Raw genomic sequence first — 13,480 nt, 5'->3', positions numbered from 1 at the left:
TGCCGATGCCCCCGGACACGGCCGTTTCTTAACACGGTTAACACGGGAGGGGCCCGTTCGTGCCACAATGGAGACATGGCCACACCACAAGTGCTCATTCTGCAACATGTCCCGTGGGAACGTCCGGGGCGTATCCTGTCCAGTCTCGAGGATCTCGGACTGGAGACGGTGACGATGAACATCACCGACAAGAAGAAGCCCGACCTTCCCGACTTCGGCGAACTGGCAGGCGTGGTGATCATGGGCGGACCGATGGGCGCGCTCGATTACGACAAATATCCCGGCCTGAAAACCGAGGCCAAGCTGGCCCGCGCGGCTGTGGCGTCCGGCAAGCCGCTGCTTGGCGTGTGCCTGGGCCATCAGATCATCGCGACGGCCCTGGGCGCGCAGCTGCGCAAGGGCGAGGAGCCGGAGATCGGATTCGCGCCGATCAAGCGCATGGACCGTCATGATTTCTTCTCCATGTGGGACAAGCAGGTCAACGTGCTGCACTGGCATAACGACGTGGTCGGGCTGCCGGAGGGTGCGCAGCTGCTGGCACGTTCCGGCTTGACCAAGGTGCAGGCGTTCCGCATCGGCCCGGCGCTGGGCATGCAGTTCCATCTCGAGGTGTGCAAGTCGCTGTTGGACGAATGGCTCGAGGAGCCGAGCATGGTCAAGGACCTCAAGGCCGCCGGCGGTTCCAAGTCCGCGCTGCGCGAGGCCTTCGAGCAGTATGACCCGCTGCTGCAGCCGCTGGCCGAGCAGGTGTTCTCCGGGTTCGCCGCCCGCTGCAACTCCTACGCCCAGACGTTGGAGCAGTAGCGCAAGTCCCCATGATGTAGTGATTGGCTCATGGTGTAGGGAACGGCCCATGATGTAGGGCCGTAAAATGGCGGAATTCCGCGGATGGTAAAATTATTCTCCCTACATCATGGGGAATTCCCTACACCATGTGCGCAAAGTGGCCGCAATATAGCAGTGATGGGCAAGCGTGCCGCTACATTGGTGAATCATGCCGACTTACGATATTGGACTGGAACACGTTTCGCTCGCCTTCGCCACCAAAACCATCTTCACCGACGTCACGCAGGGTGTGTTCGAGGGCGACCGCATCGGCATCGTCGGCCGTAACGGCGACGGCAAATCCACGCTGCTGCACCTGTTCCGCGGCACCCAGGAACCGGATTCCGGCCGTGTGACCAAGCGCGGCGGCCTCACCTTCGGCATGCTCGACCAGCGCGACCCGCTCGACGACAACGCCACGATCCGCGAAGCCGCACTGGAGGGGCGCGCGGACTACGAATGGGCGTCCGACAACACCTCCCGCGAGATCGTGGAGGCGCTGCTCGGCGGCATGAGCCTCGACGCCAAGGTCGGCTCCCTGTCCGGTGGCCAGCGCCGTCGCGCCGATCTGGCCCGCTTGCTGCTCAAGGACTGGGACATCCTCGCGCTCGACGAGCCCACCAACCACCTCGACGTGGTCACCATCCACTGGCTCGCCGAGCACCTCAAGAACCGTTGGTCCAAAGGTCAGGGAGCGCTGCTGCTCGTCACCCACGACCGATGGTTCCTCGACGAGGTGTGCGAGTCGATGTGGGAGGTCCACGACGGCGTCATCGAACCGTTCGAGGGCGGCTATTCCGCATACATGCTCCAGCGCGTCGAACGCGACCGCCAGGCCGACGTACGCGAGACCAAGCGCCGCAACCTGGCCCGCAAGGAGCTCGCCTGGCTCTCGCGCGGCGCCCGCGCCCGCTCCACCAAGCAGAAGTTCCACGTCCAGGCCGCACGCGAGCTCATCGCCGACGTGCCGCCGATGCGCAACACCCTGGAACTGAAGCAGATGGCCACCTCCCGACTCGGCAAGCAGGTGGTCGACCTCATCGACGTGACGCAGATCTTCGAACACACGCAGGGCACGGTCGCCGACATCGACCCGGACGTGGCGGCGCTCGCCGACTCCGCCTCCCGCGTGGACGTGGTCAACGCCATGTACGCCGAACCGCAGCTGCACGGTTCCGTGGAGGTGGCGGTCACCGACATGACCGACCCGCGATTGGTGGATGCTGGCGTGCCCGAGGCCGTGGCAGCCGCCGAGGAGGCGCGCGCGAAGGCCGAGGCCGAAGGCGGTGCTGCGGCGCTCGCCGACGACCGTGAGGTGCGGCGCATGAACACCGGCGGCGAGACCATCGGCGGACCGGCTGCGGGCGACGCGGCCGGCGCCGACGAGACGGGCACGGGTGCCACGTCCGCCGCACGCAAGATCACGGTGTCCGGCCGCGAGATCCTGGACGATGTGACCTGGCTGATCGGTCCCGGCGACCGTTTCGGCATCGTCGGCGCGAACGGTGCCGGCAAGTCCACGCTGCTCAAGCTCATCGACGGCACGCTCACGCCCACTGCAGGTCATGTGAACATCGGCAAGACCGTGAAGTTCGCCGTGCTCTCGCAGCGTCTCGACGAGCTGGAGAAGCTGGGCCAGTACAAGATCAAGGAAGTACTCTCCCGTTACAAGCCGAGCTACATCGTGGACGGCAAGGAGGTCACCCCCGGCCAGCTCATGGAGCGTCTCGGCTTCGAATCCGCGCAGCTCATGACGCCGATCCGCGACCTGTCCGGCGGCCAGAAGCGCCGCATGCAGCTGCTGCTCATCCTGCTCGACGAGCCGAACGTGCTCATCATGGACGAGCCCGGCAACGATCTGGACACCGACATGCTCGCCGTGATGGAGGATCTGCTCGACACCTGGCCCGGTACGTTGATTGTGGTGTCCCACGACCGCTACCTGCTCGAGCGTGTGACCGACCAGCAGTTCGCACTGCTCGGCGGCAAGGTGCGCCATCTGCCCGGCGGCGTGCAGGACTACCTCGACATGGTCGAGGACATCAAGAACGGCAAGGGACTGCCGGCCGACAACCCCGGCTTCGCGGGCACGGGCGGCAGCTCGTCCAGGAAGGGTGCCAAGGGTGCGGCCGCTTCGGTTCAGGGCACCGCAAACGGTTCGGGCTCCGGCGCCCAGGCTTCGGGCGATGCCAAGTCCGGTGGCGATGCTGGCGCTGCTACCGGTGCCGCCGAGCCGAAGCTCACCGGCAAGGCCTTCCACGAGGCGTCCAAGCGCGTCAAGGCCATCGAACGCAAGCTCGCCAAGCTCGAGGAACAGAAGAGCGACATCGAAGCGCAGATGGCCGCGCACGATCCGGCCGACTACGAGGGCCTCAACAAGCTCAACGAGCAGCTCAACGCCATCACCGCCGAAAACGACGACCTCGAAGCCGAATGGCTCGACCTGTCCGAGCAGCTGGGATAAGCGGAGCTGGGCTAAGCAGACGTCCTTGAGCCATGGCTCTGCTTGGCCCAGCTCGGTGCGGACTCGGAGGACGTCCCCAATCGGCTCTGCCGGCAGTTTCCCATGACGGGGGCGGAAGCCCAGCTGCGACCTCGGCCGGACAGAGCGATTACTGTTGCCGGGCGAAGTCCTGCAGCATCTCCAGTGACGTGAGCCCCTGGTCTATGGCGACGTAGGCCAGGCCGACGATTCCGGTTCGGGCCTCGTCGTTGCAGGACTCGATGCGCAAGGATTTGGTGGCCAGCGGTTGCGCGCGGGCCCACACGCGCTCGCGGATGCCGTTAAGCAGCAGCTCGCCGCAATGCGAAAGCTCGCCGCCGACGACGATGCATGAGGGATTGAGCATATTGACGCATGCGGAGATCACATCGCCGATGAGCCGTCCCGCCTGCCGGATGAGCTGCACGGTTTCGATATCGCCGTGAGTGGCAAGCTCCACCACCTCATCCAAGGTGTGCACGGGTTTGCCTTGGGTTTGCAAAGCCGGCAGAATGGCCCATCCGCCGGCGGTGGCCTCCACGCACCCGGTATTGCCGCAACGGCAGAGACTGTGCTCTCCGATCCTGCCGAAGACGTGGATATGACCGATGTCTCCCGCCGCGCCAAACGCGCCATGCATGATGGAGCCAGAGGAGATGATGCCAGCGCCAAGTCCCATGCCGGCATGCACATAGAGAAGATGGGGAACGATGTGCTCTCCATCGGCGGCCAGCTGATATGCCTTGCATAGTGCGCGGGCGTTGGCGTCGTTCTCGATGAAGGCCGGTACATGGTATCGGTCGGCGAAGAACTCGCGCAGATGACGGTTCTCCCAGTGCTGCATGACCGGAGCCTGGATGATGTTGCCGGTGACCGTTTCGACTCGCGTGGTCACGGCCACGGATACCGCGAACAGTCGGGGCGTTGCGGTTGCCGTGATGCCTTCGTCTGTCGTGGCTGGGTCGTTGACGGTTACGGGGACCTCGTCGTTGCCTATGACGGCGCCGGTGTCGGTCCGGCTGGCGAGCTTCCCGGTCAGCATGGCGTCGGCTGCCCCGCAGATCATATCCAGGGTCTCGTCCGGTTCGTTCTCCGCACCGGCGCTGACGGTCCGGACCAGTACAGGCCGCCCGTCCAGATCGCACAGGGCGATTGTGGTGGCCGTGGTGGCGATGTCGATGGCGAGGATGTGCGCACAGGAGGGGTTGAAGGCGAATCCCTGCGCCGGTCGTCCGCCGGTCGGGCTGGGCATGGTCAGTGGTTGCGCGATGCCGATGGCGGTGAGCTCGTCGATGCGCTTGTTCACGGTCGGACGCGCCCAACCGGTTGCGGTGCCGATTTCACTGCGCGTCATCGGGCCGTGCTCTCGCAAGTGTGTGAGTAGCTCGACAGTGCCGGCGCTGATATCGATATTCTCCACTGACTTATCCATAGCTGTTAGCATACAGCATCGGCATATTTGACAAATTCTTTACAATTACTTCCCTACTTTTGTATAGTAATATACAAAACAATGGTATAGTTATGTATTGCAAGGAGGAAACGGATGGCGGTGAAGCATTCGGCTACTCCACTCGTTGGAAACACCGGTGGTGGAAAACCAATGAGGCCAGCGTAACTACAACAGAACATATTCCGAGGAAGGAAACGACAATGGTGGTCAACATCGCAAATCTCGAAGAGGCCAAAGCTCGTGTCAAGGAGCTGCTCGAATCCCATGAACGTGTGATTCTCGGCATTGTGGGTGCTCCCGGTGCCGGCAAATCCACGTTGGCGCAGCTGCTGGCCGAGGCGTTCGCCGAAGGTGTGCCGGGCGTCGTTGCCGAGCCGGTGGATCACTTTGCCGCTTGGGTGCCGATGGACGGTTATCATCTGGCGGATGTGGAATTAAAGCGTTTGGGGCGTCTGCAGCGCAAGGGTGCCATCGACACCTTCGACGCACGCGGCTACCGCTCGCTGCTGCAGCGCATTCATCAGGGCGAAGATGGCGTAATCTACGCTCCGATGTTCGAACGCGACCTCGAGCAGCCGCTGGCCGGCGCTATCCCGGTGTTTCCGTGGACACGTTTCGTGGTGACCGAAGGCAATTACCTGCTCGACGAGGCTGATGCGTGGGCGGATGTGCGCGCCGCCATGACCGAGGTGTGGTACGTCGATGTTGACGATGATCTGCGTCGCGAACGTCTGGTCAAGCGTCACATCAAGTTCGGCAAGGCGCCGGAGCAGGCCCGCAAGTGGGTCATGGAGGTCGACGAGGTGAACGCGCGCCGCATCGCCTCATGCCGTGACCGCGCCGACGCCACCGTCGAGCTGCCGCCGCTGGCTCTTTGACTCCGCAATCGTCCATACTCACTTCGCTAAACGTACGCTGATTGCTCGCTGGCGTACTGCTAATGAAGTGTTATGCTTTCCCGCCGAAAACGTGCGCTGGACTTCCGTCGGCGTATGTTTCCGGCGGTTCTCTATCGCGTTGTATGCTCCGCATGTTCCCAGGGATTGATGAGCTTCACTCCGGTGCCTTCGAAATCCTTAGTGTTTCGGGTCGCCACGGCTGCGCCGTGAGCACGCGCGATGGCTGCAATCATGGCATCCTGTACGCCGATGGGGCGTCCGGCTTGTCGGCGTGATGAGGCGATTGCGGCATAATGAGCTGCGGTTTCGACATCAAAAACAAGGGTGCGGTATCGGAAATTATCCAGAAAGGCGACCGTTGCGTTCTGAACATAATTCTTCCGGCGTGATGTCGGCATCAGAGCTACTCCATATAGCAGTTCTGCGACGGTGATGCTAGTCGTGTATAGATTCTGAAGATTCTGCGCAATTATCCAATTCCGCACCGAACGATTTGTGTGCTGCTTGGTGATAATTTCGCTGACGACATTGGTGTCAAGCACAATCATCATCGTCTCCGAAATCTACTGGTCGTGGCTCTGTATCGTATGTGTTGCGAGGGAGGACAAGTTCCTCATCTTCGTCCAATCCGTTCCCGTCCAGCAATCGTTGCATCTCTGCCACAAGATCAGCGGTCGTAACGATTTTGTGTGCCACATACTGCGAAGTGAACTCTTCCAATACCGATTTGGCCTCAGCCTCCATAGAACGATTGTTGTTCTTGGCTGCCTTTTTTAATATTTCTACGCATTCGTCAGGCACTTTGCGCAAAGTGATGGTTGCCATGTTGGGGCTCCTTTCTATAAGTCGACCTAAGAAAGACATCGTTGTCTGTGCTAGCAAAATGCTAGCACAATCCGCATGCATTTTGCTAGCATGTCAAAACATAGAAAAACCTCACGAGACGTACGCTGACAAGGAATCAGCGTACGTCTCGTGAGGCTGTTGGCTTGAATTGGTTTGACTGAGTGACCGAATCAGCGGCCGGTGACTTCGGAGCCGACGACCTTTTCCGAAAGGGCACGCGGGCCGCGGGTCACGGCCACGGCGCCGGAACGCACCAGCTCGATGACGCCGTAGTGCTCCAGAAGGCCCAGTAGCGCGTCGATCTTGCCCTCGGCGCCGGTGGCCTCGATGGTCAGCGACTCCGGGTTCACGTCCACCACGCGCACGCGGAACAGACGCACAATCTCGAGCACGTCGGAACGGTTGGACTGGTTGGCCGCCACCTTGATGAGCACCAGCTCACGCTCCACGGTGGAATTCGGGTCCAGCTCCACGATCTTCAGCACGTGCAGCAGCTTGTTGAGCTGCTTGATGATCTGCTCCAGCGGCACGGCCTCCACGTCGGCGGTCACGGTCACGCGGGAGATGTCCGGACGCTCGGTAGGGGAGACGGACAGCGAATTGATGTTGAACGCGCGGCGGGCGAACAGGCCGGCGATACGGGCCAGCACGCCGGGGCGGTTCTCCACCAGGACGGAGAGCGTGTGACGCTCGGAACCCGGCTGGGATGCAGGATACATAGCCATGATTATTCCCTTTCCTCGCTATCCTCAGTGCTCGTCCGCGGCGTTGTCGATGACGGCCGGATCGCCGACCGGCTCGGTGCCGGGAGCCGGCGCGCCGCCCATCAGCGGCTTGATGCCGGGCATGTACGTCACCTCGTCGTTCGAGGCGCCCGCGGCGACCATCGGCCACACCATCGCGTCCTTCCACACACGGAAGTCGATGAGCACCGGGCGGTCGTTGATCTCGTTCGCCTGCTTGATGGCGTCGATCGCCTCCTGTTCGGTGAACGCGCGGATGCCCACGCAGCCGTACGCCTCGGCCAGCTTGATGAAGTCGGGCACCTCCAGCGGAGCCTCGCCGGCGGCCAGCTGGGACTCGCCCTCGGTGCCGTGGGCCTCGCCGTCCTTGAGGTTGGTCTGCGAATAGTGGTTCTGGTAGAACAGCGTCTGCCACTGGCGCACCATGCCGTACACGGAGTTGTTGAGAATCGCGATCTTCACCGGGGCATGATCCAGGAACGCGGCGGCCAGCTCCTCGGAGGTCATCTGGAAGGAACCGTCGCCGTCGATGAGCCACACCGGCTTCTTGCCGTCGAACTCGCGGGCGGAGCCCACGGACGCGCCGATGGCGGCGGGCAGGCCGTAGCCCATCGTGCCCAGACCGCCGGAGGAAAGCCAGGAGTGCTGGTTCTTGAAGTCGATGAACTGCGAGGCCCACATCTGGTGCTGTCCCACGCCCGTGACCCAGATGGTGTCCGGGTCGGCGAGCTCGGAGAGCTTCTTGATGACCCACTGCGGGGCCAGCGAGCCGTCGGTCGGCTCGGCCCAGGTCATCGGGTACTGCTCGCGCCAGCCGTTGATGGCATCCCACCACGGCTTGAGGTTCGGCTTGCCCTGGATGGCCTGCGTGCGCTCGATCTCGGGGATGAGATCGTCCAGCACGGTGGCCACGTCGCCCACGATCGGCACGTCCGGCTGACGGTTCTTGCCGATCTCGGCCGGGTCGATGTCGATGTGGATCACGCGGGCCGTGGGGGCGAAGGCGTCCAGTTTGCCGGTGACGCGGTCGTCGAAGCGGGCGCCGATGGCCACCAGCAGGTCGGCGCGCTGCACGGCGCCGGTGGCCGCGATCGTGCCGTGCATGCCGAGCATGCCGAGGTTCTTCGGATCGCTGTCCGGCACGATGCCTCGGGCCGGCAGGGTGGTCACGATCGGGGCGCCGGTCAGGTCGGCCAGGGCCTTGACCTGTGCGCCGGCGTTGGAGCGGGCCGCACCGCCGCCCACGTAGAGCACCGGACGGTAGGACTTGGAGAACAGCTTGGCGGCGTCGGAAAGCACGCGGCCATGCGCCTTGGTGGTGGGGTTGTAGCCGGGCAGGATCATGCGCTGCGGCCAGGAGTAGTACATCTCGCCGGTCTGGGCGGTCTTGGTCAGGTCCACCACCACCGGGCCGGGACGGCCGGTGCGGGCGATGTAGTACGCCTCGGAGAGCACGCGCGGGATGTCCTGCGCGCGGGTCACGAGGAAGGAGTGCTTGGAGACCGGATAGGTGATGCCCACGATGTCCGCCTCCTGGAAGGCGTCGGTGCCGATGGCGTTGACGCCCACCTGGCCGGTGATGACCACCATCGGCACGGAGTCCATGTTCGCGTCCGCGATGGCGGTGACCACGTTGGTGGCGCCCGGGCCGGAGGTCACGATGCACACGCCCACCTTGCCGGTGGCCAGCGCGTAGCCCTCGGCGGCGTGTCCTGCGGCCTGCTCGTGGCGCATGAGCACGAAGCGGAACTTCGTGTCGTCGTTGATCTGGTGGTAGACGGGCAGGATGGCGCCGCCGGGGATGCCGAAGACGTCCTCAACGCCCAGGTCTTCCAGCGAACGGACCAGCGCCTGTGCGCCGGTCATCTTCTCGCCGTCGATGATGGTCTGCTTGTCGGTGGCCGCATAGGTCTTCGGCACGCCGCTGAATGCCTGCAAGGGCGTAGGTAAAGCCATGATTCCTCTCACCTTGTTATCGATGCGCGCGAGAGCCCGCCCGGCCTGGGATGAAGGTCGGCCTGTCTCGTCCGTGATTCCGACCGCGTCTGCTGGGACTTGTGGCCCCGACGCGGTCTGTCGCTCGTGTGTTCTCAAGTCTATTCGTTCGTCAGACAGCGGGGCCCGGCGTGCTCAGTGGGCAGACACCGGCACGCGCGTGCCGTCCGCAATACAGACATGGCACCGGTGCAATCGGTTGCATCGGTGCCATGTCATGCGTGTCCGTCAACTCCGTCAGCGGTTGTCCTTGCGCTGGTCCAGCGTCTTCCAGCCGGCTTCGGCGGCGGCCAGCTGCGCCTTGCGCTTGCTGGAGCCCTTGCCCACGCCGATCACTTCCTTATAGGTCTCGCCGCCGGTCTTGTCGGTCATGACCAGCGTGGCCTTGGCGGTGAAGATCTGCGCGTATTCCGGTCCGGAGACCTCCATGCGGTAGATCGGGTCCGGCAGTCCCATGTTGTGCGCCTTAACGGTCAGCGAGGTCTTCCAATCGAGCGCCGGGCCTTCGGTGGCCACTTCGGCGAGCGTGTCGTCGATGAGGCGGTGGACCACCTTGCGGGCCTCGTCGATGCCGTGCTCCAGGAAGGTGGCGCCGATGAGCGACTCCACGATGTCGCACAGGATGGAGTTCTTCTCCGCGCCGCCCTGCTCGGCCTCGCCGTGGCCCAGCAGGATGTAGGGGCCCACCTTGAGCTTGGTCTTGGCGATGGCGCTCAGCGCGTCCTCCGAGACGGCCTTGGCTCGCATCTTGGCGAGCTGGCCCTCGGTCATGTCCGGGTGGATGGTGAACAGCGTTTCGGTGGAGACCAGCTCCAGCACCGCGTCTCCCAGGAACTCCAGTCGCTCGTAGTTGGGCACGCCGGGGTGCTCATGCGAGAAGGAGCGGTGGGTGAGCGCCTGAACCAGCAGGTCCGGGCTGATGGTGGTGCCCAGGGCCTCAAGCAGTTCGTTGGCGGGTTGCGGTTGCTGTTCGGTGTCTTCGGTCATGGTGATAGGTCATCCTCCATGTGGGATGCAGGTGGGATGTGTGGTTGGTTACGCGAAGGCCCCGCCACCCGTCGATGGCAGGGCCTTCATTATGCCGTTATCTCAGGGCTCACTTGGTGTGGGCCGGCTGGATGGCGGAGCGGTAGGTGCGGCCGCGGAAGGAACCGCAGCTCGGGCAGGCCATGTGCGGCAGGGTCGGGGCGCCGCAGTTCGGGCAGCTCACGGTCTTAGCAGCGGTGGCCTTCCAGTTCGCGCGACGCGAGTGCGTGTTGGCGCGCGAGGTCTTGTACTTAGGCAGTGCCATTTTCAGTATCCTCTATTTCGTTCGAACAATTGAGCTTAAGCGTCCGTTATCTTAGCGCGGGGCTCGTACAAAGTCCAAACCGGCGGTGTCACTGTCAGGCTCGTCGCCCGGCGCCGCCGCGTCACTCGCCCTGCTCGGCCTCCAGCTGGGCCTTGAGAGCGGCCAGACCTGCGAAGCGGATGTCGGTGGTCTCGTGGTGATGGTCGGGCTCCTCGTTCAGATCCACGCCGCACTGCGAGCACAGGCCCTTGCAGTCGGGGCGGCACAGCGGCTGCAACGGCAGCGATTCGACCAGCGTGTCGCGCAGCATGGCCTCGATGTCCGCGAACGCGCCGCGCTCCAGCAGCGGGTAGGTGTCCTCGGACTCGTCCTCGCCGGCGATGATGTCCACTTCCTCGTCGCGCTTGCCCTGCTTGCCGTGGGCATCGTTGGCGGGCGATTCGTAGGGGAAGAAGACGGTGACGTTCACCGTCCAGTCCTTGTCGATGGGCTTGAGGCACCGGGTGCACTCGCTCTTGAACGGCGCGGTCACGCGGCCCGTGAAGATCAGGCCGTCCACGATGGAGTCGAACGAGCCGCTCACGTGGACGGGCTCGCCCTCCTTGATGCCCACGATGTCATCGCCGATGCCGGCGGGTGCCGGGAAGTCGGCGTCGACCGGCTTGGACTGACCGGCGCGGGAGGCGACCTGCGCCACCGGAATCGCCCACGGGGAATCCTCAACTCGTGCCATGGTTCTGTTGCCTTTCGTGAAGTGATTGTGCGCGCGTCGCCTTGACGCGCGCGTGTCTGTATTCGATGTTCGTGCGGTTTCCATACGGCGCCCGCGTGAGTGCCGTGATTACGGTGATTGCCGTGATCGCAGGCCTGGGCGCTACCGCCGGCCCGCGGCCGTCACTGCGCCTCGGGGTAGTCGTTGAGCGTCAGGTTCGGCATCTTTTCGCCGGCGGCGCGCTGGCGCTCCTCCAGCACGTTGAGGCCGGCGTGCACGTCCTGGGTGAGCTTGCCGAGCTGCTGGGACAGGCCCTCCATCACGGTGGTGCAGTACTGGTCCGCGCCGCGCGTGAGATGGTCCGCCTTGGCCTGCGCGGTCTCCAGGATCGTGCGCGCCTTCTGGCGGGCCAGTTCGGTCACGTTCTCCTGGCCGGCCAGGAACTGGGCCTGCTCGTTGGCGTCCTTGATCATGTCCGCGGCGCGGCTCTGGGCGGAGGCCACGATGGCGCTGGACTGGCTCTGGGCCGATTCCAGCCGGCGCTCGGCCTCGCGCATCAGGGCGGAGGCGCGCTCCAGCTGCACCGGCAGCATCTTCTTGAGCTCGGAGAGACGGTCGGTGAACTCGTCGCGATCCACCTTGACCATGCCGGGCGTGAAGATGGACGACTTCGCCTCCTCCAGGGAGGCCTCCATCTCGTCGATGATGTCGTAGACCGTGGTGAATTCCTCGCGGCTCTGGTCGTCGTGGTCGGCTCCCGCGCCCTCGCGCAGGTCCGGCATCGCGTCCATGAAGGCGGGACGGCTGCCCGCGGCGTTGGCCGCGTTGGCGTTCGCGGCGGCCTCGGCACGGGCCTTGAGCTGGGCGGGCGTGGGCTGCAGCGGGCCGTCGGGCATGGCCTGGGCGGCTTCGGTGGGACCGGGCTCGCGCAGGTCCGGCATCTGCGGCATGGCGGCCTGCTGACGGGCCACGGGAGCCGGGGCGTCAGGCGTGACGGGGGCCTGCGGCTGCGCGCCGGTCGGGGCGTCCACCGGGTCGGCCGGCGGCGTGGGAATCGAATTGGTGCTCGGCGACTGGCCGTCGTCGTTCTGGTTCCGGCCGGTCAGATCGACGTAGCCGGTGGGGTGATCATCGTTCATATTCAGTCCTTCCGCGTACGTTCCTGGGCCAGGGCCTCGGCGAGCATCGGGACCACGCAATCGGGCACCATGCCGGTCACGTCGCCGCCGTGGCGGGCCACGTCCTTGACTATGGAACTGGAGATGTGTTCAAGAATCGGGTCGGCCGGCAAGAACAGGGTCTCGATGCCGGCGAGCTTGCGGTTGACCAGGGCCATGCCGAGCTCGGCCTCGTAGTCGCCGTTCTGGCGCAGGCCCTTGACGATGACGCTGGCGCCGACCTTCTTGCAGTAGTCGGTGATCAGGCCGTCCGTGGAGGAGACCGTGATATTGGTGCATCCGGCCTTGTCCAGGGCGCGGCGGATCACCTCCACGCGCGTCGATTCGGAAAACATCGGTGTTTTCGCGGCGTTGACGGCCACCACCACGTGGACCTCGTCAAAGAACCGCGCCGAGCGCTCGATTACATCCAAGTGTCCGGCGGTCACGGGGTCGTACGAGCCGGGGCATACTGCGATAGTCATGCCTTATAGCCTACCGCGACTGGTGCGCTTCGGCGCCGCCGGTGACGTGGGGAATCTATGATGGTAGGCGGACTTGCTGCCGAATATGAAGGAAAGTGGTGCGACGATGATGTTCGTTGATGATGCCGAGCCGTTGAGGAACCCCGATCAGGGAGCCGGTACGTCGGTGCTGGAGCGCCCGCAGACCCAGGAGGCGCCGGTGCGCGACGATGGCGGCGACGCCGATCGTTTCGCACATTATGTGTCCAAGGACCGCATCGCCGAGTCCCGCATGACGGGACGCCCGGTGGTGGCGCTGTGCGGCAAGGTGTGGGTGCCCAAGCACGACCCGTCCAAGTACCCCGTCTGCCCGGACTGCAAGCGCATCTACGAGGAGATGATGGCGTAGTTTTTCGCTGGGATGGAATCGGCCTTTGGCCGATGCAGCGTTTTCCGCAGGGCTTTGCGCCCTGCTCCTCTTCTCTCCCTCCGTCATCGGCTTCGCCGATGCCACCTCCCTCGTCAGAGGGAGGCAAGGTCCTTGTACGTATAGGCTTGGCCCCTCTGACGGGACATTGCTGTAAAGCAAACAGCACAGTGTGCTGTTTGTAGG

General features: G+C 64.2%; 14 protein-coding genes. 4 read left to right on the top strand and 10 right to left on the bottom strand.

Annotation, left to right across the window (positions count from 1 at the left end):
* Positions 1-75 precede the first annotated feature (75 nt).
* Complete coding sequence (locus JS536_RS07180) at positions 76-804, top strand: type 1 glutamine amidotransferase (RefSeq protein ID WP_214356381.1); 729 nt, start codon at positions 76-78, stop codon at positions 802-804.
* 190 nt (positions 805-994) lie between these two features.
* A complete protein-coding gene (locus tag JS536_RS07175; protein WP_214356380.1) occupies positions 995-3,289 on the top strand; it encodes an ABC-F family ATP-binding cassette domain-containing protein in 2,295 nt (764 codons plus the stop codon).
* Between the two features lie 148 nt (positions 3,290-3,437).
* Here JS536_RS07175 and JS536_RS07170 read toward each other — a convergent pair whose 3' ends face one another.
* Complete coding sequence (locus JS536_RS07170) at positions 3,438-4,739, bottom strand: ROK family transcriptional regulator (RefSeq protein ID WP_276310838.1); 1,302 nt, start codon at positions 4,737-4,739, stop codon at positions 3,438-3,440.
* A 221-nt stretch (positions 4,740-4,960) separates the two neighbouring features.
* On the opposite strand from JS536_RS07170, the gene JS536_RS07165 reads away from it, so the two are divergent.
* Complete coding sequence (locus JS536_RS07165; RefSeq protein ID WP_214356379.1) at positions 4,961-5,638, top strand: nucleoside/nucleotide kinase family protein; 678 nt, start codon at positions 4,961-4,963, stop codon at positions 5,636-5,638.
* A 131-nt stretch (positions 5,639-5,769) separates the two neighbouring features.
* On the opposite strand, the gene JS536_RS07160 is transcribed toward JS536_RS07165, so the two are convergent.
* From JS536_RS07160 to coaD, 9 genes are all read right to left on the bottom strand, one after another.
* Entirely contained in the window at positions 5,770-6,210 is a 441-nt protein-coding gene (locus tag JS536_RS07160) for a type II toxin-antitoxin system VapC family toxin (protein ID WP_240544305.1), read from the bottom strand.
* A complete protein-coding gene (locus JS536_RS07155; RefSeq protein WP_214356378.1) occupies positions 6,194-6,484 on the bottom strand; it encodes a DNA-binding protein in 291 nt (96 codons plus the stop codon). The genes JS536_RS07160 and JS536_RS07155 overlap by 17 nt, the downstream gene beginning before the upstream one ends.
* Positions 6,485-6,675: 191 nt before the next feature.
* Entirely contained in the window at positions 6,676-7,230 is a 555-nt protein-coding gene (gene ilvN, locus JS536_RS07150; RefSeq protein WP_109057621.1) for an acetolactate synthase small subunit, read from the bottom strand.
* A gap of 24 nt (positions 7,231-7,254) precedes the next feature.
* The gene (locus tag JS536_RS07145; RefSeq protein WP_214356377.1) at positions 7,255-9,204 is read right to left on the bottom strand and encodes an acetolactate synthase large subunit; all 1,950 of its coding nucleotides are present in this window, start codon (positions 9,202-9,204) and stop codon (positions 7,255-7,257) included.
* A 276-nt stretch (positions 9,205-9,480) separates the two neighbouring features.
* On the bottom strand, positions 9,481-10,230 hold the full coding sequence (gene rnc / locus JS536_RS07140) for a ribonuclease III (protein WP_214356376.1): 750 nt from the start codon (positions 10,228-10,230) through the stop codon (positions 9,481-9,483).
* Between the two features lie 109 nt (positions 10,231-10,339).
* Positions 10,340-10,534, bottom strand: a complete 195-nt coding sequence (gene rpmF, locus JS536_RS07135; RefSeq protein ID WP_214356375.1) for a 50S ribosomal protein L32 — start codon at positions 10,532-10,534, stop codon at positions 10,340-10,342.
* 121 nt (positions 10,535-10,655) lie between these two features.
* The gene (locus JS536_RS07130; protein WP_214304007.1) at positions 10,656-11,267 is read right to left on the bottom strand and encodes a DUF177 domain-containing protein; all 612 of its coding nucleotides are present in this window, start codon (positions 11,265-11,267) and stop codon (positions 10,656-10,658) included.
* 161 nt (positions 11,268-11,428) lie between these two features.
* Positions 11,429-12,391 carry a cell division protein gene (locus tag JS536_RS07125; protein ID WP_214356420.1) on the bottom strand — a complete coding sequence of 321 codons (963 nt, stop codon included), beginning with the start codon at positions 12,389-12,391 and terminating at the stop codon, positions 11,429-11,431.
* On the bottom strand, positions 12,388-12,888 hold the full coding sequence (gene coaD, locus JS536_RS07120) for a pantetheine-phosphate adenylyltransferase (RefSeq protein ID WP_214304006.1): 501 nt from the start codon (positions 12,886-12,888) through the stop codon (positions 12,388-12,390). The genes JS536_RS07125 and coaD overlap by 4 nt, the downstream gene beginning before the upstream one ends.
* Positions 12,889-12,994: 106 nt before the next feature.
* Here coaD and JS536_RS07115 point away from each other — a divergent pair, with 106 nt between their 5' ends.
* Positions 12,995-13,276, top strand: a complete 282-nt coding sequence (locus JS536_RS07115) for a DUF3039 domain-containing protein (protein WP_109057627.1) — start codon at positions 12,995-12,997, stop codon at positions 13,274-13,276.
* Positions 13,277-13,480: the final 204 nt, after the last annotated feature.

Source organism: Bifidobacterium sp. SO4 (genome assembly GCF_018555355.1).
Classification (GTDB): Bacteria; Actinomycetota; Actinomycetes; order Actinomycetales; family Bifidobacteriaceae; genus Bifidobacterium; species Bifidobacterium miconisargentati.
The sequence above is the reverse complement of the archived record's forward strand: the minus strand, read 5'-3'. Positions and strand labels throughout refer to the sequence as shown.